We start from the raw sequence: 20314 nt of genomic DNA, 5'->3' as shown, positions 1-20314 counted from the left end.
TCATTTCTGAAAGCCTTTTTAATTTATTTTAGTGTTCTTAAAAGTCCTTCGGGAGCTTTATCAACATACATTTGGTTTCTGATACCATTCATGGCCTTGGCATCTATAAAAGTCCTTAGTGCTTTTCCTCTGTCCTGTTGTACTTTTTTGGCGGCAGCACCGGTAATATTTGCAATGGCTGTATTTAGTAAAGGTTCAGAAGGATCTCCCAAAACCCCTAAATTAGAAACATACTCCAATTGCTGAATCGTTGGCTTAAGCCCATCCGTATATTCTCCGAAACCGGCAGCATTAACAATTTTAAGAACCAAAGGCTGCATGGCATATTTGTGATTTGGATTCACTTTACTTTTGGTAAAGGTTTCAGAATCGTATAATGTAATAGACCCTACATTTTTTCCAATCGTATAATCACCAATCTGCACTACTGTCACATAAGGCGCCAATCCGTTGATAATTAATTCACTTGCAGATGCAGTACCACTTGTTGTCAGTATGTATACTTTACTTAAACGCAGACTGTTTAATGGTTTTCCTTCAATATTATCTACAAATCTATTGTTTAAAGATTCCGCATCCTCCGTTTCAAAATAGGCATTCACCTTATCGTTCCATTTTTCCTTGGCAAAAATCTGGTCTTTAAATTGTCCTGTAATCATACTGGCCAAACGTGTCGCAGTCTGAACGGATCCTCCGCCATTATATCTTAAATCCAGAACAAAATCGGTAATTCCCTGTCCGGCTAATTGTCCAAAAGCATCATTCAATTGTGTGTCATAATTGGCATAAAAACCATTATACATCATATAACCAATTTTATGACTTCCGGAAACAATCACCTTGTTAATCAAAATCGGGTTTTCATCTAAAGTTGTTTTAACCAGTGAAACTGTTTTTCCATTTGTCTCTATTGTACTTCCGCTATATTGTGCTAAATTCAACGTATAACTTTCTGCTTCGAGAAGAAGTTGTTTGTAATTTGAAACGGTCAATTGAGTTCCATTCACTCCTGTAAAAAGATCTCCTCGTTTTATATTTTTTGTTGAAGCATCTGAATTTGCAATAATATAACGTACATAACCCACCAAATCTGTAGAGCTCCCCGGTTTATAACTCAATCTATAATCAACTCCGTCGTTTTTGGTAGTCCCTTGAAGTTCCTGCTCTAAAACCGTATAATCGGAAACAATCCAACTGAAACGATCTATAGCTTCTCCTTTCGGAAATTTACTGCTCGGTTTATTCAATAAACTTTCAAATAAGTTTTCAGGTTCAGAATATCCCGATAAAAAAGAATTTAAAGCTTCCTGATTACTAAAGCGATCATCAGCTAAATTGGGAACATCAGCCTGCCACAAATAAAACTGATTCAGCCCTTTCCAGATAAAATCATTTATTTGTAAATCTGCAGGAGAATCAACATCGTCCTGATCCTCACAAGATTGCAAAGAAAAAGCGAGTAAAATTAATAACAATAAACTTCTTACTATTGTTTTCATAAAATGGTATTTATAACAGTATTAACGTAAAAATAGTATCTTTAGTTTTAACTGTAATACATTATATGTCTTTTTTTTTAATATTTTTTTAATATTTTTTTTTGAAGTTGATTGTAACAAAAAGAATTGTGCCTCGTCTTCCTTATATACAAGCTAACAAATAACCTTGATTTATGAATCAGATTGTTTTTATAGAATTAATAAATCCTTTCAAAGACAAAGTTTTTCGTCTGGCAAAAAGATTGCTTACCAGTACGGAAGAAGCTGAAGACGCAACTCAGGAAGTAATTGTTAAATTATGGAATAAAAAAGAAAAACTGGAAGCCTACAATAGTGTTGAAGCACTGGCGATGACCATGACCAAAAATTATTGCCTGGATCAGTTAAAATCTAAAAGAGCAGGAAATCTGCAGATTGTACACAATAATTTTACAGACCGTCAGCCTCAGTTAGACAAAAAACTGGAAGACGCAGACAGTTTAGAATGGGTGGAGAAAATTATAAGCCAACTGCCCGAACAATTACAAATATTAATTCAGTTACGCGATGTTGAACAATATGAATTTGATGAAATTGCGAAAATTGTCAATATGAATGAAACGGCTATCCGGGTAGCCCTTTCGAGAGCGAGAAAAAAAATTAGAGAATCAATGCTTAATACACACCGTTATGGAATTAAATAAAATAGAAAATATACTAGAAAAATACTTTCAGGGAGAAACAACTATTGCCGAAGAGAAACAATTAAAAGAATATTTCTCTTCACCGGATGTTGCGCAGCATTTGGAGCAGTACAAACCAATGTTTGGTTATTTCTCTCAGGTAAAAGAACAAAAATCGACGCAAGAGTTACCACTACAAACTAAAAAACGAAATGTGGGGTGGTTATCGATTGCAGCATCCTTTGTTGTTTTACTGGGAATTGGAACCTATTTTTATGTAAGCGAAAAAAATGCAGCTCCGGTTGTAGCGCAATCAGAATTAGGAACCTACGACAATCCTGAAGAAGCCATGGCGGCAACGCAAAAAGCTTTATCCCTATTGTCAAGCAATGTAAATGTAGGTATCGGAAGTGTACAATACATTAAGGAATACGAACAATCAAAAAACAAAATTTTCAAACAATAATTAAAATTTAATAAAATGAAAAATTTCATCATAACACTAGTTTTCACCTTCGTTACCACTATTTTTTACGGACAGGGCGCTTTTGACAAATTTGACGGTCAGGACGATGTAACATCCGTAATTGTAAACAAAAAAATGTTCGATTTAATGAGCAAAGTAAAAGTGGATGCTACTGATAAAGAAACACAACAATACATTAAACTGATTAAAAAACTAGACTATTTAAAAGTGTTCACCACTAAAAATCCAAAAGTTGAAGCCGAAATGAAAGCTTCTGCCGATAAATACATTAAAACAGCAGGCTTAGAAGAACTAATGCGCGTAAATGATAGCGGTAAAAACATTAAAATTTTAGTGAAATCAGGTGCCAGCGACACACAGGTAAAAGAATTGCTGATGTTTATTGATGGCGCTAAAAACGAAGAATCGGTTTTATTATCACTTACCGGTAATTTTGACTTAAACGAAATCTCAGTACTAACAGACAAAATGCAGCTTCCGGGCGGTTCTGACTTAAAAAAAGCCTCTAAAGGCAAAAAATAAGATGAAAATAAGCGTTTTTACCTCAGCCCTTTTAGCTTTATTAACTTTGATAAGTTGTGAATCTAAACCTTCATTGCAAAAATATTTTGTAGAAAATACGGACAACAAAAATTTTATTGCCCTTGATGTCTCCCCTTCTATTTTAAATTTAGATAAAGCAAAATTATCTGCAGCACAAACCGAAGCTTTAAACTCTTTTGACAAGATGAACATTCTTGCCTTCAAAGCAAATGCAACAAACACGACAGCGTTTGAAACGGAAAGGGCTAAAGTAAAAGCAATCTTAAAAGATCCGAAATATCAGGAACTAATGAAGTTTGGCTCTGGTAAAGAAGGCGCATCGATAAGTTATGTCGGCACCGATGAAAACATTGAAGAATTTGTGGTTTTCGTCAACAGAAAAGAAAACGGATTTGCCGTAGTACGCGTCTTGGGAAAAGACATGAATCCGAATAACATCATGACTTTAATGAGTGTTTTAAAACAATCCAAAATCGACATGGAACAATTAAAACCATTACAACAGTTCATTAAATAACAATCTTACTTTTAAGCAAAAAGCCTCTATTATGAGGCTTTTTTTATTTCCGGGATTTAAACAGATTATTCGTCATAATTCTTTTAAATTAATTTTGAGGTGAACTTAATTTAGTTACATTTGAAAAAAAATAAATAACTTGAAAAAAATATTTAAAATTCTTTTAAAAGTAATTTTGGTCTTTACAGGATTTCTTTTGTTCTACGTTATAATGGCTTTTTCACTTTCAAAAATTACAATTGCCAAAGAAGAAAACACAAAACCTGAAGTTGAAATTTTTATTCTCACCAATGGCGTTCACACCGATATTGTAATGCCTGTCAAAAACGATCAGATCGACTGGAGCAAACAAATTCAATATAAAAACACCAAAGCTGCAGACTCTACTTATAAATACATCGCTATGGGATGGGGAGACAAAGGTTTTTACTTAGAAACTCCCGAATGGTCCGATTTAAAAGCTTCTGTTGCTTTTAAAGCCGCAACCGGCTTAAGTACTACTGCCATTCATGCAACTTATTACAAACAAATGAGATTAGGAGAGGACTGCAAATCAATGATGATTAGCAAAGAACAATACGATCGTCTCATAAATTATATTAACAATAGTTTCCAAAAAGATGCGTCCGGCAATTATCTGCCTATAAAAACGGATGCCAATTACAGCAAAACTGATGCCTTCTATGAAGCCAACGGAAGTTATAGTATGCTGCACACCTGCAATACCTGGGCCAACAGCGGACTAAAAGCATGTGGCCAGAAGTCCTGCTTCTGGACGGCTACAGATTCCGGAATTTTTTCGAAATACAAATAAAATTAATATAAACATGACACAACAGAAAACATCGAATGCCTTTATAGCGGCATCCTGGGTAGCTCTTGGAGCCGGAACAGTAGGATTTATAGTAGGACTTGCCAGAGCCGAAATGTTATTAAATGAGAAAGGATATTACTTTACTGTTTTAATGTTTGGTCTTTTTGCCGTAGTTTCATTGCAAAAAAGCGTAAGGGACCGATTGGAAAACTTACCTGTGACTGACATTTATTACGGTATTTGCTGGTTCGGAACTCTTTTATCAATTGTCCTTTTAGTTGTCGGACTTTGGAATGCTACTATTTTACCAAGCGAAAAAGGCTTCTATGCTTTTGCTTTTTTATTAGCACTCTTTGGTGCTATTTCAGTTCAAAAAAATACAAGAGATAATATGTCAATCTCTAATGAATAATATTTAAAACACTATTAATTAAACCAACTTCCAGATTAACCACAAAAAAGGCCCCATTTTCATGGAGCCTTTTTTATATCAGGATTTGAGATTATTTACTCAAATACATTTTTCTTCTCGAGTACAATTCGTAGAATTGGTCGTCTTTTAAGTCATCAATAAACAAGATACTTTCTCCTGTCGATTTCATTTCCGGCCCTAATGCTTTGTTTACATTATGGAATTTACTGAAAGAGAAAACCGGTTGTTTGATCGCGTATCCTTTTAATTGCGGGTTGAAATCAAAGTCAGTCACTTTATTATGTCCTAACATTACTTTAGTAGCGTAGTTCACATAAGGCTCTCCGTATGCTTTTGCAATAAACGGAACCGTTCTCGAAGCTCTTGGATTGGCCTCAATAATATAAACCGTATCGTCTTTTATCGCAAACTGAATATTGATTAAACCCACCGTTTTCAGCGCTCTGGCAATTTTTACCGTATGATCTTTTATCTGCTGCATCACGAATTCTCCTAAATTAAAAGGAGGCAAAGTAGCATTACTGTCTCCTGAGTGTACACCGCAAGGTTCAATATGCTCCATAATTCCAATGATGTAAACATTTCCATCAGCATCACAAATGGCATCTGCTTCCGCTTCGATTGCTCCTGCCAAATAATGATCTAAAAGCAGTTTATTTCCAGGAATCGTTTTCAACAAGTTGATCACGTGTTCTTCCAGTTCTTTTTTGTTGATTACAATTTTCATTCCCTGACCTCCTAATACATAAGAAGGACGAATCAATAAAGGAAAGTCTAAAGTATCTGCTAAAGCAGAAGCTTCGTCAGCTGTTTCAGCAATTCCGAATTGTGGAAAAGGAATATGCAGTTCTCTTAATAAATCAGAGAAACGACCTCTGTCTTCCGCTAAATCCAGTGCATCAAAACTGGTTCCGATGATTTTCACTCCGTATTTAGATAATTTTTCAGCCAGTTTTAATGCCGTCTGTCCACCAAGCTGCACGATTACACCTTCCGGTTTTTCATGCTGAATGATGTCGTAGATGTGTTCCCAGAAAACCGGTTCGAAATATAATTTATCCGCTGTATCAAAATCAGTCGAAACCGTTTCAGGATTACAGTTGATCATGATAGTTTCATAACCGCATTCTTTTGCTGCCAATACGCCATGAACGCAAGAATAATCAAATTCAATTCCCTGCCCGATTCTGTTTGGTCCCGAACCTAAAACAATGATTTTCTTTTTGTCTGTTACCACACTTTCGTTATCCACATAACGCTCGCCGTTTGCTTTTTCGATTTCAGCCTCAAAAGTAGAATAGTAATAAGGTGTTTTTGCTTTAAATTCGGCAGCACAAGTATCTACTAATTTAAATACACGGTTTATATTCATATCCATACGTAAAGTATGCACTTCGCTTTCCAGGCAATTGACCATGTGGGCAATCTGTCTGTCTGCAAAACCTTTTTGTTTCGCTTCAAGCAATAGCTCTTTTGGCAGGTTAGAAACTTTATAGTTAGAAATTTCTTTTTCTAAAGTATAAAGTTCTTCGTATTGTTTCAGGAACCACATATCGATTTTTGTGATTTCATGAATACGGCTCAACGGAATTCCCATTGCGATAGCATCATAAATGACAAAAACACGATCCCAACTTGCAAAAGTCAGTTTCTCGATAATCTGTTCGTAGTTTTTATATCCTTTTCCGTCGGCACCTAAACCGTTACGCTTAATTTCTAATGACTGGGTTGCTTTGTGTAAAGCTTCCTGGAACGAGCGTCCGATTCCCATAACCTCACCAACAGATTTCATCTGAAGTCCTAAAGTTCTGTCAGCACCTTCGAATTTATCAAAGTTCCAACGTGGAATTTTTACGATTACATAATCCAGGGTTGGTTCAAAAAGAGCTGAAGTAGATTTTGTAATCTGGTTTTGCAATTCATCTAAATTGTATCCTAAAGCCAGTTTAGAAGCAATTTTAGCAATCGGATAACCCGTTGCTTTAGAAGCTAATGCAGAAGAACGGGATACACGCGGATTGATTTCAATCGCAACGATATCTTCTTTTTCATCCGGTGAAACTGCGAATTGTACGTTACAGCCTCCTGCGAAATTTCCGATACTGCGCATCATTAAAATGGCATAATCACGTAATTTCTGGAATGTCGTATCAGATAAGGTCATTGCCGGCGCCACTGTGATTGAATCTCCGGTATGAATTCCCATTGGATCCATATTTTCGATCGAACAAATGATTACTACGTTATCATTTTTATCTCTCAAAAGTTCCAATTCGTATTCTTTCCACCCCATCAAAGCTTTGTCAATCAAAACTTCATGTATAGGGGAAGCTTCAAGTCCGCGGGTTAAAAGCTCATCAAAATCTTCTTTTTTGTAAACAATTGCTGCTCCCGTTCCTCCAAGCGTAAATGAAGGACGAATTACTAATGGAAAACCAAATTCCTGAGCAATTTCTTTTCCTTCTAAGTAGGAAGTAGCTGTTTTTGCAGGTGCGGTTGGTACATTAATTCTTTCTAAAAGCTGTTTAAACTGCTCTCTGTCTTCGGTAATATTAATTGCGTTTACATCAACTCCAATTAATCTTACTCCGAAATCCTGCCAAATTCCTTTTTCTTCCGCTTCCAGACATAAATTTAAAGCCGTTTGTCCTCCCATTGTAGGCAAAACTGCATCAATTTGTGGATGTTCCTTCAGAATTTCAATAATCGATTTTGTAGTTAATGGTTTCAAATATACATGATCGGCCATGGTTGGGTCGGTCATAATAGTCGCTGGATTTGAGTTTATCAAGATAACTTCAATTCCTTCTTCACGAATAGAACGTGCAGATTGAGAACCTGCATAATCAAATTCGCAAGCTTGACCAATAACAATAGGTCCTGAACCTATTATTAAAACTGATTTTATTGATGTGTCTTTAGGCATTTTATTTGTATTGTGTAGTTATATAAAGTACTTTAAAAAACATTCGTAGTCTATTCTAAACTAGAACGTTGCAATATTTTTACCGACAAGGTATAAAAAAAGGCGATACTAAAAAAAGTAACGCCTTATTTATGTTTATACAAACATTATTTTTTGTGTCTAGGTTCGCTAGAAACAGTCAATTTATGTCTTCCTTTAGCTCTTCTGCGCGCTAGAACTTTTCTTCCATTCGCAGAAGCCATTCTGTCCATAAATCCGTGCTTATTTCTTCTTTTTCTTTTCGATGGTTGAAACGTTCTTTTGCTCATTGCTTTGTATCTTTAAAATGGTATCTAATATCTCTTTTCTGTTTTCGAATATCGTTATTCTAAAACCGAGTGCAAATATACAAAGACTTTTTTTTCTGGCAAGTACTTTAATAAAAATATTTTTAATTCATTTTACTATATTTGCAATCACAAATATACATCTATTATGTTTCACAAAAATATTAAACTTATTTTGGCCGGACTTCTTGTAGTCGCTGGCATTTGGCAATTTACAGAAAGCAATATCGGTAATGGAATTTTCCTTATTTTACTGACTGCAATTCCAATTTTTCTTTACTTTAAAAATGAATTTATCCTTTTAGCCTTCCTTAAATTAAGAAAACAAGACTTTGAAGGCGCTAAAAAATGGCTGGCATACATTAAAAATCCTGAAGCTGCATTAGTGAGAAAACAACAGGGGTACTTTAATTACCTGCACGGAATTATGTTATCTCAAACCAATATCAACCAGGCAGAGAAACATTTCAAGAAAGCAATCGAACTTGGATTATCTATGGATATGGATTTAGCTGTAGCTAAACTAAACCTTGCCGGAGTTGCCATGTCACGCAGAAGAAAACTGGAAGCAACCAATTTACTAAATGAAGCTAAGAAATTAGACAAACAAGGTATGCTGAAAGAACAAATTACAATGATGAAAGATCAGATGAAGAAAATCTAACGATTTTTTAAATCCCAAATTCAAATTGTGAATTTGGGATTTTTTATTTTAGATTTCTGAGTTTAGATTTTTGGGATTTGGAATTTAAACGATTGCAATTTACATTTTTCAAGTATTGGAATTTGGAATTTAAAAAATTGGAATTTTACACCCCCCTTATTCTTCCAATATTATAGAAGGCAGATTCTCATTAAGCCATTTGTATTTATTGATAATCATAACATGAGTCCCTCCTTTTACCACAATGCAACTTTTGATATATTTAATCGGAAAAACATCATCCTGATCTCCGTGAATATGAATTACATTTTGATCTACCTGGTTCCTGTCCCACAAAATAACCGACTCTACAGCCCATTGCAAATAATAAAGATCGCGGACAGACAAAAACTTTTCGTATAACTTAATCCGTTTGTTTATTTTTTCTCCAAACGAAAACTTTGCCAGCTTTTCTACATTCAACAGCAATTGCATCGGAATCAGCTTATACGCTTTTGTAGTTTTTCCGATTTTCATTCTTCTCGGAAACTCAAGATTACTTCTGACACTTGAGATAATAATCACTTTTCGGACCTCAATATGTTTCGCCATTTCCTGAACCAGAATACCCCCGAAAGAAACTCCGATTAAAACCGGATTCGGATGTTTGATGTTTTTGGTAATTCGGAGTGCATAATCAGATAAAGGTTCCTTTGGAAGCGGAATTTCCCACTCCAATAAACACATTTCAAAAATGGATTCATCTAAGTGAATATTTTCAAAAATGGATGAACCTGCAGCCAGTCCTGGCATAAAATAAACCGGAATTTTACTCATTGAATGAAAAGAAATTACAATTACAAATCTTGTTAGAAAGTTTAAAGTTACCTTTTTTAGTATTTCAAGCAAATTTCAGACCGTAATATTACAAGAAAAATAAAAAACGGAACCACAAAGTAATGGTCAACATAACCCTCTCCAACAAAAAATAATTCAATATTGAAAATCAATTGATTACCTTTGTATTTGAAATAAAATACGATTAAAAATCTTATACAGAATTTTCTTTCATACTTGTTTCAAGCCTCAAACCTATTTTTTTTAACAGGACCTAAAATACAAATTTGTTATGGAACAAACAATTGAATCTATGGAAATCAAAGACAATACTTTCGCAAGACAATTTGAAACCATAGTACCGGAAGGAATGCTTACTGTTGAATATTCATTTCAGGAAAAGAAAATTTTCTTAACCAAAATCAATACCCCGGAAGGTTATGAAAATCAGGCAGTAATTGATGCATTACTTAAAAACATCATGGAAGTCATTATCGAAAAGAAATTCAAACTGATGCCTATTTCTCCAAAAATCGCCTTATTCATTAAAAAAAATCCAAAATACAAAGAATTGCTTCCTCCGGGAATCAGGATTTAGTTTTAAAAATAGCCAATAACCCGAAGCCAGGCTCCACCGATCGTCATATAAATGAAGAGCATGACCACTCCGGTTACGAGGCCTTTTATCCACCAGTCTTTCAGATCGACATACCCGCTCCCGAAGAATACCGGAGCCGGGCCGTGACCATAGTGCGTTAAAGTTCCATAAAGCGATCCTATAAAACCAAGCATAAAAGCCAGCAGTAATCCCGGAATTCCGAGTGAAATTCCAACACCAAGCAAGGCTGCGTACATGGCTGCCACGTGTGCTGTTGCGCTGGCAAAAAGATAGTGACTGAAGAAATACACCAATACAATAATCGGAAAAGCCATCTGCCAGCTTAATCCGCCAATTTCTGCTTTTACCAGATTACTAAACCAGCCAATAAATCCTAATTCGTTAAGCGAACTGGCCATCATTACCAAAACGGAGAACCAGACAATCGTATCCCATGCTCCTTTTTCGGCTTTTACATCTTCCCAGGTTAAAACCGAAGTTAAAAGCAAAATAACCAAACCTATAAAAGCGGTAGTAGTGGCATCGATAGAAAACAAATCACCGGTCATCCAGAGAAACAACAAAATAAAGAAAGTCAGCAGCATCATCCATTCGTTGCGGGTAATCGGCCCCATTTCTTTTAGTTTTTGAGTTGCAATCTGAGGAGCGTCTCCCGTTTTTTTAAGTTCCGGCGGATATATTTTATACAATACCAAAGGAATTACAAAAAATGCCACTAAACCCGGAACAATTGCTGCAACAGCCCATGAAATCCACGTAATTTTTATTCCAAGATTGAATGCGAATTTCTGACACATCGGATTACTCGCCGTTCCTGTCAAAAACATAGAAGAAGCAATCAGATTCATATTATAACTGCTCAACGTCAGAAAGGCGCCTAATTTTCGGTGTGTTTCCGGCTGATCGGGCATCGAACCAAAACTCATTGACATTGATTTCATGATCGGATAAATAATTCCTCCGCCTCTCGCCGTATTACTCGGTACAGCCGGAGCCAGAACTAAATCAGCCAGTCCTAAACCATACGCCAGTCCGAGCGAGCTTTTTCCGAATATTTTTATAAATAGAAAAGCAATTCTGTTTCCCAGACCTGTTTTAATAAATCCCCTTGCGATAAAAAACGAAATCCCAATTAGCCAGATTACTTTATCTCCAAAACCTTTCAATGCTAATGTTATCGATTTTCCGGCATCACCGGGTGCTAAAACCTGTGAAAAAGCTGTCAGTGCAATTGCAATCATACACATGGTTCCCATTGGAGCCGCCTTGAGTATAATCCCGACAATCGTAGCGACAAAAATGGCAAACAGATGCCAGGCTTCGATCACAACACCTTCCGGTGCCGGAATGAACCAGATTGCAATTCCAATTGCAAGTGTAATTAGGGTTTGAGGTATCTTTACTTCTTTCATAAACCTGGTATTTAATTATATTAAAGTCGAAGCTGTAACTGAATCAGGAACAATTCATCATTGTATGTTGACGTATTCGGAATACTTTTATCAAATCTGTCAATTTCAAGCCCCATCTCAATCCGGCCTAAATACGCTTTTCCAAATTCAAGACTGATCATCGGTATGCAGGTCTGACGAACATTGGGAGCAATTTTATAACTCGGATCAAAAGATTCGTAGCGGCATGAAAACTCCAGAGAGGATAACTTTCCGTAATTTACCGTATATCTTAAATTAGGCATGATATAGTAACCACGCATTTGATAATCTGCAACATCTGAAGTCCTGATCTCTACTGGCAATGAAAAATATAAGTTGTGGTTTGTTCCTTGTTTGTATTCCATCTGCAGATCAAAAGTTAACTTATCGGTAAGTTTAAAATCACTGGTAATATCTGCTCCTAAAGCAAAAACATCCTTTTTGAAAACTTTTCCGATTCCTCCGTTTAAGCCTAAACTAATTTTATACGCTTTGGACAATCCGAAAACCCATCGCGTCGAATACTGTTTTCCGTTATCTTTATCTTTCTCCTGATTCTTTCCATTTCCGTTTAAAACCGAAACAGCGTAACTAACGGGTAGTTTTCCAATATCTACCGATCCGGTTGCAGAAGCTCCGATCTGAAAACTGGTCCAGCCATTTTTACCAAATTCATAATACTGATTGGAAAAATCAAAAGATTTAATAATGTCAACGGGAACAAGTTCCTCTATACCAAAGGCAGGACGAAACTGACCTCCGGTTAAAGCGAGATATTTACTAAAAGTATATTTTGCGTAGGCATTTTCCAGTACTTTAGTTTTTGGATCGGATTTAAAATCGGCTAAATTCACCAAAATAACGACTTCGGTTTCTTTGCTGAGCTTTGTATTAAGGCCAACGCGCATTCTTTTTATATCAAAAGAACTTCGTGTCACATCTTCACCCGTAGCATGATGAACTCCCATAACATCAACATTATCTCCAAAAGAAGATAGATACCGGGCCTGAAAAAGTCCTTTGAATTGAAACTGCGGATATTTTACGGCTTCTTCAGCCTCTGCTGTTGCCTGATTGACATCAACCTGGGCATTCATGAAAAGTGGCATTATAAAAAAGATAAAAACAATTCTGTTTATCAATGACTTACTCATAAACTTCCTAAATAAAAAATTAGATTTTTACTGCCTGATTTAAAATCAGGATTTGGATCCCGAAACATACATCGGTTGTATTCCATTCAAAAGCATTCTTCTAAAGTAAGGAAAATAAATAAGCTATTGTAAAAAAAATTGCATTAAAATTATGTTAGAAAAGTATGAAGCAAAAAAAAGCACAGGAATTACCTGCGCTTTTTGTTTATCTAGTGTCGAAAATTATTTTTCGATCTCTCTCATAGAATCCATTTTTTTATGCGCCAAGAAACCGGCAACATCTTCAAAATGTTCTTTCACTCGTTTATTTCCAAATTCGAAAACTTTAGTCGCTAGTCCGTCAAGGAAATCACGGTCGTGAGAAACCAGGATTAGCGTTCCGTCAAAATCACGTAAAGCATCCTTGATGATGTCTTTTGTTTTCATATCCAGGTGATTCGAAGGCTCATCCAGAATCAGCAGGTTTACAGGTTCCAACAACAATTTAATCATTGCCAGACGTGTTTTTTCACCACCCGAAAGCACTTTTACTTTTTTGGTAATATCATCACCATGAAACATAAATGCCCCTAGAATATTTTTAATCTGTGTTCTGACGTCACCAACGGCAATACCATCAATCGTTTCGAAAATAGTAGCATTTTCATCTAATAACGCGGCCTGATTCTGAGCGAAATATCCAATTTGTGAATTATGTCCAATTTCGACACTTCCTTCATCAATACCAATCTCTTTCATGATGGCTTTGATCATAGTCGATTTTCCTTCTCCGTTTTTACCGACAAAAGCAACTTTCTGACCTCTTTCGATCACAATATTGGCGTCTTTAAAAACGACATGATCGCCATATGATTTTGATAAATCTTTTACCACAACAGGATATTGGCCCGAACGCGCTGCCGGAGGAAATTTTAATTTCAAGGCAGAAGTATCTACTTCATCAACCTGAACAATTACCAATTTTTCCAACATCTTAACGCGGGACTGAACGGCATCTGTTTTAGAGAATGTTCCTTTAAAACGGTCAATAAAAGTTCTGTTATCAGCAATCATTCTTTGTTGCTCGTCATATGCTTTTTGCTGGTGAATACGACGGTCTTTTCTCAATTCTAAATAATGAGAATATTTCGCTTTGTAATCGTAAATCCTTCCCATTGTAACTTCAATCGTACGATTGGTAATATTATCTACGAATGCCCTGTCGTGCGAAATGACTACAACTGCCTTGGCAGCATTCAAAAGAAAATCTTCTAACCATTGGATACTTTCAATATCCATGTGGTTGGTTGGCTCATCCAGTAAAATTAAATCCGGTTTTTGCAAAAGGATTTTAGCCAGTTCAATACGCATTCTCCATCCTCCTGAAAATTCAGAGGTCTGACGTGTAAAATCTTCACGCTCAAATCCTAAACCAACTAATATTTTCTCTACTTCAGCTTCGTAATTTACTTCTTCTATAGCATAAAATTTCTCGCTTAAATCAGAAACCCTTTCAATAAGCTTCATATACTGATCACTTTCGTAATCGGTACGAACGGTTAATTGTTCGTTGATTTCATCTATTTCAGCTTTCATACTAAAAATTTCACCAAAAGCTTTCGATGCTTCTTCCATTACAGTTGCTCCGTCTGTCGTTAGCAAATGCTGCGGCAGATAAGCAATAACAGCTTCTTTTGGAGCTGAGATATTTCCGGTAGAAGGTTTACTCTGTCCTGCAATTATTTTTAAAAGTGTCGATTTTCCCGCACCATTCTTACCCATAAGGGCAATTTTATCATTTTCGTTTATAGCAAAAGAGACATCGCTAAAAAGAGTAGTTCCACCAAACTGAACTGAAATATCGTTAACTGTAATCATTTAGATTTTTAGATTTTTAGACTGCTTAGATTTTTAGATCTTTCAGCAAGTATTTTTTGAAAGCGCAAAGATAGATTAATTAGATAATTAGGCAATTTGAAAATTAGATAATTTTGAGAATGTGCTAATTGCATACTTTTAAAAATATCATAACAAACAAAATCCGACAGGTTTTTAAAAACTTGTCGGGTTTATTGCAATTAGATAATCTGCCAATTTGAAAATTAGATAATTTTGAGAATGTGTTAATTGGAGACTTTTAAAAATGGTATAACAAATAAAACCCGACAGGTTTTTAAAACCTGTCGGGTTGCTGAAAAATTATCTAATTATCTAATTATCTTAATCTTTTCTCCACTTTTTGGTTTCCTCAAAAATGTGCTCGAGAATAGCTGATTCCGTTTCATCAAATTCGATGTTTCTCCTTCCCATAACCAGTTTAGCTGTTTCAAAAGCTTTTTTAGTCACGTAAGTCGTAAATCCTGCTGCACCTCCCCATGAAAAACTCGGAACAAAATTGCGAGGAAATCCACTGCCGAAAATATTAGCGCTTACGCCCACAACAGTTCCGGTGTTAAACATCGTATTGATTCCGCATTTACTGTGGTCTCCCATCATCAAACCACAAAACTGAAGTCCGGTTTTTGCAAAACCTTCTGTTTCATAGCTCCACAATTTCACTTCTTCGTAGTTATTTTTCAGGTTTGAATTGTTAGAATCCGCACCAATGTTACACCATTCCCCTAAAACAGAGTCTCCTAAAAATCCGTCATGCCCTTTGTTTGAATTTGCAAAAAGAACTGAATTTTTAACCTCTCCTCCTATTCTGGATCCAACACCAACTGTTGTGGCACCGTAAATTTTAGCATTCAGTTTTACCTGCGCATTTTCGCATAAGGCAAACGGACCGCGAATTACTGTACCTTCCATAATCTCCGAATTCTTACCTATATATATAGGACCGCCCGAAGCATTTAAAGTCACAAACTCTAATTTTGCCCCTTCTTCTATAAATATATTTTCAGGTGCAATAGTATTGACGCTTTTTGGAATTGGCTTTGATTTTCTGTCTGCTGTCAGGTAAATAAAATCCTGACGAATGGCGGCATCGTTTTTAGAAAAAATATCCCACGTATGTTCAACTGTCAAACAATCGTCATTATATTGAATAATTTCGTATGAATCGAAATCAACTTCTTCCTGATTTTCTGTTGTAAAAAAAGCGATTACATCTTCTCCTTTAAAGATGGCCTGATTTTCCTTTAGATCAGAAACCATTTCAGCGAGCGTATCATTTGGTAAATATGCTGCATTGATCATCACATTTTCTTCCATTTCCACCATTGGAAACTTAGCAGATAAATAATCTTCGGTAATAGTGGTTATAGTAGAGCCTAAGCGAGTTTCCCATTTTTGACGAATCGTCATAATCCCGATTAGAATATCAGCAACTGGTCTCGTAAAAGTAAAAGGGAGTAAAGCATTCCGGACGGGACCGTCAAATAGAATGTAATTCATAAAATTAATTAATATTTGTTAAAATTTTGAGTTGGTTACCTGGTTCAAAGTTACAAATATTTTATTGGTTTCATTAAACGTGTATCAGACCAAATCAATTTTAGATCAGAAAATTCCATAAAAAAAGCCTTCCAAATTGGAAGGCTTTTATATTTAAAGAAAAACAGCTTTTATTATTTAGCGTGTTTTGCATATTTAGTTTTAAATTTATCAATACGTCCTGCAGTATCGATAAGTTTAGATTTACCAGTATAAAAAGGGTGAGATGTTCTTGAAATCTCCATTTTTACAACTGGATACTCAACTCCGTCAACTTCAATTGTTTCTTTTGTATCTGCAGTAGATTTAGTGATAAAAACATCTTCATTAGACATGTCTTTAAATGCAACTAATCTGTAATTTTCCGGGTGGATTCCTTTTTTCATCTTTTCTTTTATTTATTGTTTAGAGGATTTTCGTTTTGAAGCTTTTTCATGGTTAGAAAAAGGTGTAAACAAACAATACTCTTTTTTGTTTAAAAATTTAATTATTTTTGAGTGTGCAAATTTACATTTATTTTTTAATAAACAAATGTTTTAGTCAATATTTTTAATCACTAGGCCATTTGTATCAATATTTCTAATATATATCTGACTTTTGCTTTTGTATATATGGTAATTGCTATATTTGTGGATTAATTTTAAAACATATAGAAATATGATCAATGAAGTTATAAAAAAGAATGGGATTACTTTTGGAATTATCTTAGGTGTTATCCTCGCATTAATTACCGCTACAATTTACGCAATTGACCTAAAATATTTTGTTTCTGGCTGGATTGGAGCATCCACATTTGTGGTTTATTTAGTTATTGGCATTGTATTACTTACAAAGACAAAAAAAGAATTAAATGGATTTTTCTCTTTCAAAGATGCATTTACAACCTTTTTTATTGCCACTTTAATTGCTCTTTTAATTTCAACATTATTCAGCGTTTTATTATTTAATGTAATTGATCCTGGTGCAAAAGAAACTATCGGCGAATATCTTGTAAAATATATGGCTGAAACACTGCAAAAATTCGGAACACCTGCCTCCGCCATAAATGAAGCTTTGGCAAAAATAAAAGAAACCAGTCCTTTTTCAACTTTAGAACAACTTAAAGGATTAGTTTTCAGTCTTGCTCTTTACTCGATTTTAGGATTGATTTTAGCAGCATTTTTTAAAAGCAAAAATACACAAGAATAAAAAATAAATGAATTTATCTATACTTATACCGCTTCTTAATGAAGAGGAATCACTACAAGAACTCTACTCGTGGATTATTAAAGTGATGCAATCTAACAATTACTCTTATGAAATCATTTTTGTAGATGATGGAAGTACGGATGATTCCTGGAATATTATTGAAAATTTTTCGAATGAAAACCCGAATGTAAAGGGAATTCGTTTCATGAAAAATTTTGGAAAATCACAAGCTTTGCACGCTGGTTTTGCAAAAGCGAAAGGGGATGTGATTATTACTATGGATGCGGATTTACAGGACAGTCCTGATGAGATTCCGGGTTTATATGAAATGATTACAGCCGAAAAATTCGACCTGGTTTCAGGCTGGAAAAAAAAGCGTTATGATTCTGTTGTAGCTAAAAATCTTCCTTCCAAATTATTTAACTGGGCGGCGAGAAAAACTTCCGGTGTTGAACTGAATGATTTCAACTGCGGATTGAAAGCATACAAAAATACCGTTGTAAAAAACATAGAAGTTTCGGGCGAAATGCACCGTTACATTCCGGTTTTGGCGAAAAATGCCGGTTTTAATAAAATTGGTGAAAAAATTGTCATCCACCAGGCCCGTAAATACGGAGAGACAAAATTTGGAATGGAACGTTTTATCAACGGTTTTCTGGATTTGATTACCATCTGGTTTTTATCCCGATTCGGAAAAAGACCGATGCACCTATTTGGAGCAATGGGTTCACTGATGTTCATTATTGGTTTTTTCCTGGCCGGGTATATTGGAGTTTCTAAATTATACCATATGTATAACGGAATGCAATATAACCTCGTGACTAATAATCCGTGGTTTTTTATTGCCTTAACGACAATGATTCTGGGAACCCAATTATTTTTGGCAGGTTTTCTTGGTGAAATTATCCTGAGAACAAAAAGTAACGAAGCACGTTATAAAGTTGCCCGAGAGGTTAACTTTTAACGTAAAGCCCTAGCCCTGATAGAAGGAAAAATCCTTTTTTATTGTTTTTTCTACAATAAAAAAGATTGGAATGATAGCAGGAAATAGCTCCTGAAATTTATTATTAAATATAAAAATACACGAATGATGAATATAGCACCTAATATTTTGAATGCTGTAAACGAATGGCTGACGCCTACATTTGATACCGAAACACAAGCAGCCGTTAAGGAATTAATGACTACAGCTCCAAAGGAACTTGAGGAAAGTTTTTATAAAAACCTGGAATTTGGTACTGGCGGAATGCGTGGCGTTATGGGTGTTGGAAACAACCGTATTAACAAATATACACTTGGAAAAAACACGCAGGGTCTTTCGGATTACATGCATCAGGTTTTTCCGAATCAGCCTTTAAAAGTAGTGATTGCTTATGATTGTCGTCACAACAGTAATACACTGGCTAAGGTTGTTGCCGATGTTTTCTCTGCCAACGGAATTCAGGTCTATTTATTTTCAGATTTACGACCAACTCCTGAATTGTCATTTGCTCTTAAATATTTAGGCTGTCAATGCGGAATCGTACTTACGGCTTCACATAATCCGCCGGAATACAACGGATACAAAGTGTACTGGGAAGACGGGGGACAAATTGTTCCGCCACAAGATGGTGAAATTATTACTACAATCGAAAACCTGAGTTACGATAAAATTAAATTTCAGGCCAACGAAAAACTGATTCAGTATATTGATACAGAAATTGACAAGGCATTCGTAAAATCATCAATCGAAAATGCGAGTTTTAATACGCCTGCTGAAGCAAAAGATAACCTGCATATTGTTTTCACCTCTTTGCACGGAACTTCTATAAAATCTATTCCTGATACTTTATCTCAGGCTGGCTATAATAATGTACATATTGTTCCCGAACAAGCTGTTCCGGACGGAAATTTCCCTACGGTAAAATCTCCAAACCCGGAAGAACCGGAAGCCTTGACAATGGCTTTGGCTTTGGCAGAAAAAACCAATTCTGACATTGTAGTGGGAACTGATCCTGACTGTGACCGTTTAGGTGTTGCAGTACGAAATAATGAGGGCAAAATGATTTTGCTTAACGGAAATCAGACCATGGTTTTGATGACTTCTTTCTTATTGAAACAATGGAAAAAAGCCGGAAAAATTAATGGAAAACAATTCGTTGGCTCTACAATTGTTTCTACTCCGATGATGATGGAATTAGCCACAAGCTATGGCGTAGAATGCAAAGTTGGCCTTACCGGTTTTAAATGGATTGCCAAAATGATCAAGGACTTCCCGGAACTTCAATTTATTGGAGGTGGTGAAGAAAGCTTTGGTTTTATGGTTGGTGATGCCGTAAGGGATAAAGATGCCGTTGCCGCTACCTTATTGATCTGTGAAGTTGCCGCTCAGGCAAAAGCTGCCGGAAGCTCTGTTTACAAAGAACTTTTACAGCTTTATGTTGAAAATGGCTTCTACAAGGAATTTTTGGTATCCTTAACCAAAAAAGGAATGGAAGGTTTGGAAGAAATCAATCAGATGATGATTAATTTACGTGAAAATCCCTTAAAAGAAATTAGTGGCCAGCGTGTCATTATGGTGGAAGATTATCAGTCGTCGATTGCCCTTAATCTTTTATCAGGTGAAGAAACGGTGATGGATATTCCTAAATCAAATGTATTGATTTATTATACCGAAGACGGCTCTAAAATCTGTGCAAGACCAAGTGGAACAGAGCCAAAAATCAAATTCTACATTAGTGTAAATGCCGAATTAGAATCGGTAAATGATTTCGATGCAGCAGAAAGTTTCTTAGACGAAAAAATACAAAATATCATTGCAGGAATGCAATTGAAATAAT

20 protein-coding genes are annotated in these 20314 nt (G+C 35.5%); 11 read left to right on the top strand and 9 right to left on the bottom strand.

Annotated features, from left to right (window positions below):
- Positions 1-23: 23 nt before the first annotated feature.
- Positions 24-1499 carry a S41 family peptidase gene (locus HAV12_RS05295; protein WP_171568766.1) on the bottom strand — a complete coding sequence of 492 codons (1476 nt, stop codon included), beginning with the start codon at positions 1497-1499 and terminating at the stop codon, positions 24-26.
- A 173-nt stretch (positions 1500-1672) separates the two neighbouring features.
- Between HAV12_RS05295 and HAV12_RS05290 the strand changes: the two genes are divergently transcribed.
- From HAV12_RS05290 to yiaA, 6 genes are all read left to right on the top strand, one after another.
- On the top strand, positions 1673-2182 hold the full coding sequence (locus HAV12_RS05290) for an RNA polymerase sigma factor (protein WP_132036584.1): 510 nt from the start codon (positions 1673-1675) through the stop codon (positions 2180-2182).
- Entirely contained in the window at positions 2169-2627 is a 459-nt protein-coding gene (locus tag HAV12_RS05285; RefSeq protein ID WP_171568765.1) for a hypothetical protein, read from the top strand. The genes HAV12_RS05290 and HAV12_RS05285 overlap by 14 nt, the downstream gene beginning before the upstream one ends.
- A 15-nt stretch (positions 2628-2642) precedes the next feature.
- Positions 2643-3170, top strand: a complete 528-nt coding sequence (locus HAV12_RS05280) for a DUF4252 domain-containing protein (protein ID WP_132036582.1) — start codon at positions 2643-2645, stop codon at positions 3168-3170.
- A gap of 1 nt (position 3171) precedes the next feature.
- Complete coding sequence (locus HAV12_RS05275) at positions 3172-3708, top strand: DUF4252 domain-containing protein (RefSeq protein WP_132036581.1); 537 nt, start codon at positions 3172-3174, stop codon at positions 3706-3708.
- A 139-nt stretch (positions 3709-3847) separates the two neighbouring features.
- Positions 3848-4522: a TIGR02117 family protein gene (locus HAV12_RS05270; RefSeq protein WP_132036580.1), complete on the top strand. Its 675-nt coding sequence runs from the start codon at positions 3848-3850 to the stop codon at positions 4520-4522.
- Between the two features lie 13 nt (positions 4523-4535).
- Complete coding sequence (gene yiaA / locus HAV12_RS05265) at positions 4536-4934, top strand: inner membrane protein YiaA (RefSeq protein ID WP_127339826.1); 399 nt, start codon at positions 4536-4538, stop codon at positions 4932-4934.
- A 91-nt stretch (positions 4935-5025) separates the two neighbouring features.
- On the opposite strand, the gene carB is transcribed toward yiaA, so the two are convergent.
- Positions 5026-7881 carry a carbamoyl-phosphate synthase large subunit gene (gene carB, locus HAV12_RS05260; RefSeq protein ID WP_171568764.1) on the bottom strand — a complete coding sequence of 952 codons (2856 nt, stop codon included), beginning with the start codon at positions 7879-7881 and terminating at the stop codon, positions 5026-5028.
- Between the two features lie 146 nt (positions 7882-8027).
- On the bottom strand, positions 8028-8189 hold the full coding sequence (gene rpmH / locus HAV12_RS05255; RefSeq protein WP_008464848.1) for a 50S ribosomal protein L34: 162 nt from the start codon (positions 8187-8189) through the stop codon (positions 8028-8030).
- A gap of 166 nt (positions 8190-8355) precedes the next feature.
- Between rpmH and HAV12_RS05250 the strand changes: the two genes are divergently transcribed.
- On the top strand, positions 8356-8871 hold the full coding sequence (locus tag HAV12_RS05250) for a hypothetical protein (RefSeq protein ID WP_035682014.1): 516 nt from the start codon (positions 8356-8358) through the stop codon (positions 8869-8871).
- A 156-nt stretch (positions 8872-9027) separates the two neighbouring features.
- Here HAV12_RS05250 and HAV12_RS05245 read toward each other — a convergent pair whose 3' ends face one another.
- Positions 9028-9687, bottom strand: coding sequence for an alpha/beta hydrolase (locus HAV12_RS05245; RefSeq protein WP_171568763.1), 660 nt, complete (start codon positions 9685-9687; stop codon positions 9028-9030).
- A gap of 313 nt (positions 9688-10000) precedes the next feature.
- On the opposite strand from HAV12_RS05245, the gene HAV12_RS05240 reads away from it, so the two are divergent.
- Positions 10001-10285, top strand: a complete 285-nt coding sequence (locus tag HAV12_RS05240; protein WP_132036633.1) for a GNAT family N-acetyltransferase — start codon at positions 10001-10003, stop codon at positions 10283-10285.
- A gap of 2 nt (positions 10286-10287) precedes the next feature.
- Here HAV12_RS05240 and HAV12_RS05235 read toward each other — a convergent pair whose 3' ends face one another.
- The 5 genes from HAV12_RS05235 to HAV12_RS05215 form a co-directional block, all read right to left on the bottom strand.
- The gene (locus HAV12_RS05235; RefSeq protein WP_171568762.1) at positions 10288-11718 is read right to left on the bottom strand and encodes an anion permease; all 1431 of its coding nucleotides are present in this window, start codon (positions 11716-11718) and stop codon (positions 10288-10290) included.
- Between the two features lie 20 nt (positions 11719-11738).
- Positions 11739-12893, bottom strand: a complete 1155-nt coding sequence (locus tag HAV12_RS05230) for a porin (RefSeq protein ID WP_171568761.1) — start codon at positions 12891-12893, stop codon at positions 11739-11741.
- Positions 12894-13115: 222 nt separating this feature from the next.
- A complete protein-coding gene (locus HAV12_RS05225; protein WP_132036575.1) occupies positions 13116-14750 on the bottom strand; it encodes an ABC-F family ATP-binding cassette domain-containing protein in 1635 nt (544 codons plus the stop codon).
- Between the two features lie 342 nt (positions 14751-15092).
- The gene (locus HAV12_RS05220) at positions 15093-16268 is read right to left on the bottom strand and encodes a GlmU family protein (protein ID WP_171568760.1); all 1176 of its coding nucleotides are present in this window, start codon (positions 16266-16268) and stop codon (positions 15093-15095) included.
- Positions 16269-16441: 173 nt separating this feature from the next.
- A complete protein-coding gene (locus HAV12_RS05215) occupies positions 16442-16693 on the bottom strand; it encodes a type B 50S ribosomal protein L31 (RefSeq protein WP_127339835.1) in 252 nt (83 codons plus the stop codon).
- Between the two features lie 271 nt (positions 16694-16964).
- On the opposite strand from HAV12_RS05215, the gene HAV12_RS05210 reads away from it, so the two are divergent.
- From HAV12_RS05210 to HAV12_RS05200, 3 genes are all read left to right on the top strand, one after another.
- On the top strand, positions 16965-17495 hold the full coding sequence (locus HAV12_RS05210) for a DUF4199 domain-containing protein (protein WP_171568759.1): 531 nt from the start codon (positions 16965-16967) through the stop codon (positions 17493-17495).
- A gap of 7 nt (positions 17496-17502) precedes the next feature.
- Positions 17503-18459, top strand: coding sequence for a glycosyltransferase family 2 protein (locus tag HAV12_RS05205; RefSeq protein WP_171568758.1), 957 nt, complete (start codon positions 17503-17505; stop codon positions 18457-18459).
- A gap of 126 nt (positions 18460-18585) precedes the next feature.
- Positions 18586-20313: a phospho-sugar mutase gene (locus HAV12_RS05200; protein WP_171571632.1), complete on the top strand. Its 1728-nt coding sequence runs from the start codon at positions 18586-18588 to the stop codon at positions 20311-20313.
- Position 20314 lies beyond the last annotated feature (1 nt).

It is taken from the genome of Flavobacterium sp. CLA17 (assembly GCF_013112255.2).
Taxonomy (GTDB): Bacteria; Bacteroidota; Bacteroidia; order Flavobacteriales; family Flavobacteriaceae; genus Flavobacterium; species Flavobacterium circumlabens.
This window is presented reverse-complemented; position numbering and strand designations above follow the sequence as displayed.

What these genes read in the sequence shown, in the direction of transcription:
- HAV12_RS05295 (WP_171568766.1), bottom strand. Translation starts at nt 1,499, where the DNA reads ATGAAAACAATAGTAAGAAGTTTATTGTTATTAATTTTACTCGCTTTT.
- HAV12_RS05290 (WP_132036584.1), top strand. Translation starts at nt 1,673, where the DNA reads ATGAATCAGATTGTTTTTATAGAATTAATAAATCCTTTCAAAGACAAA.
- HAV12_RS05285 (WP_171568765.1), top strand. Translation starts at nt 2,169, where the DNA reads ATGGAATTAAATAAAATAGAAAATATACTAGAAAAATACTTTCAGGGA.
- HAV12_RS05280 (WP_132036582.1), top strand. Translation starts at nt 2,643, where the DNA reads ATGAAAAATTTCATCATAACACTAGTTTTCACCTTCGTTACCACTATT.
- HAV12_RS05275 (WP_132036581.1), top strand. Translation starts at nt 3,172, where the DNA reads ATGAAAATAAGCGTTTTTACCTCAGCCCTTTTAGCTTTATTAACTTTG.
- yiaA (WP_127339826.1), top strand. Translation starts at nt 4,536, where the DNA reads ATGACACAACAGAAAACATCGAATGCCTTTATAGCGGCATCCTGGGTA.
- carB (WP_171568764.1), bottom strand. Translation starts at nt 7,881, where the DNA reads ATGCCTAAAGACACATCAATAAAATCAGTTTTAATAATAGGTTCAGGA.
- rpmH (WP_008464848.1), bottom strand. Translation starts at nt 8,189, where the DNA reads ATGAGCAAAAGAACGTTTCAACCATCGAAAAGAAAAAGAAGAAATAAG.
- HAV12_RS05250 (WP_035682014.1), top strand. Translation starts at nt 8,356, where the DNA reads ATGTTTCACAAAAATATTAAACTTATTTTGGCCGGACTTCTTGTAGTC.
- HAV12_RS05245 (WP_171568763.1), bottom strand. Translation starts at nt 9,687, where the DNA reads ATGAGTAAAATTCCGGTTTATTTTATGCCAGGACTGGCTGCAGGTTCA.
- HAV12_RS05240 (WP_132036633.1), top strand. Translation starts at nt 10,001, where the DNA reads ATGGAAATCAAAGACAATACTTTCGCAAGACAATTTGAAACCATAGTA.
- HAV12_RS05235 (WP_171568762.1), bottom strand. Translation starts at nt 11,718, where the DNA reads ATGAAAGAAGTAAAGATACCTCAAACCCTAATTACACTTGCAATTGGA.
- HAV12_RS05230 (WP_171568761.1), bottom strand. Translation starts at nt 12,893, where the DNA reads ATGAGTAAGTCATTGATAAACAGAATTGTTTTTATCTTTTTTATAATG.
- HAV12_RS05225 (WP_132036575.1), bottom strand. Translation starts at nt 14,750, where the DNA reads ATGATTACAGTTAACGATATTTCAGTTCAGTTTGGTGGAACTACTCTT.
- HAV12_RS05220 (WP_171568760.1), bottom strand. Translation starts at nt 16,268, where the DNA reads ATGAATTACATTCTATTTGACGGTCCCGTCCGGAATGCTTTACTCCCT.
- HAV12_RS05215 (WP_127339835.1), bottom strand. Translation starts at nt 16,693, where the DNA reads ATGAAAAAAGGAATCCACCCGGAAAATTACAGATTAGTTGCATTTAAA.
- HAV12_RS05210 (WP_171568759.1), top strand. Translation starts at nt 16,965, where the DNA reads ATGATCAATGAAGTTATAAAAAAGAATGGGATTACTTTTGGAATTATC.
- HAV12_RS05205 (WP_171568758.1), top strand. Translation starts at nt 17,503, where the DNA reads ATGAATTTATCTATACTTATACCGCTTCTTAATGAAGAGGAATCACTA.
- HAV12_RS05200 (WP_171571632.1), top strand. Translation starts at nt 18,586, where the DNA reads ATGAATATAGCACCTAATATTTTGAATGCTGTAAACGAATGGCTGACG.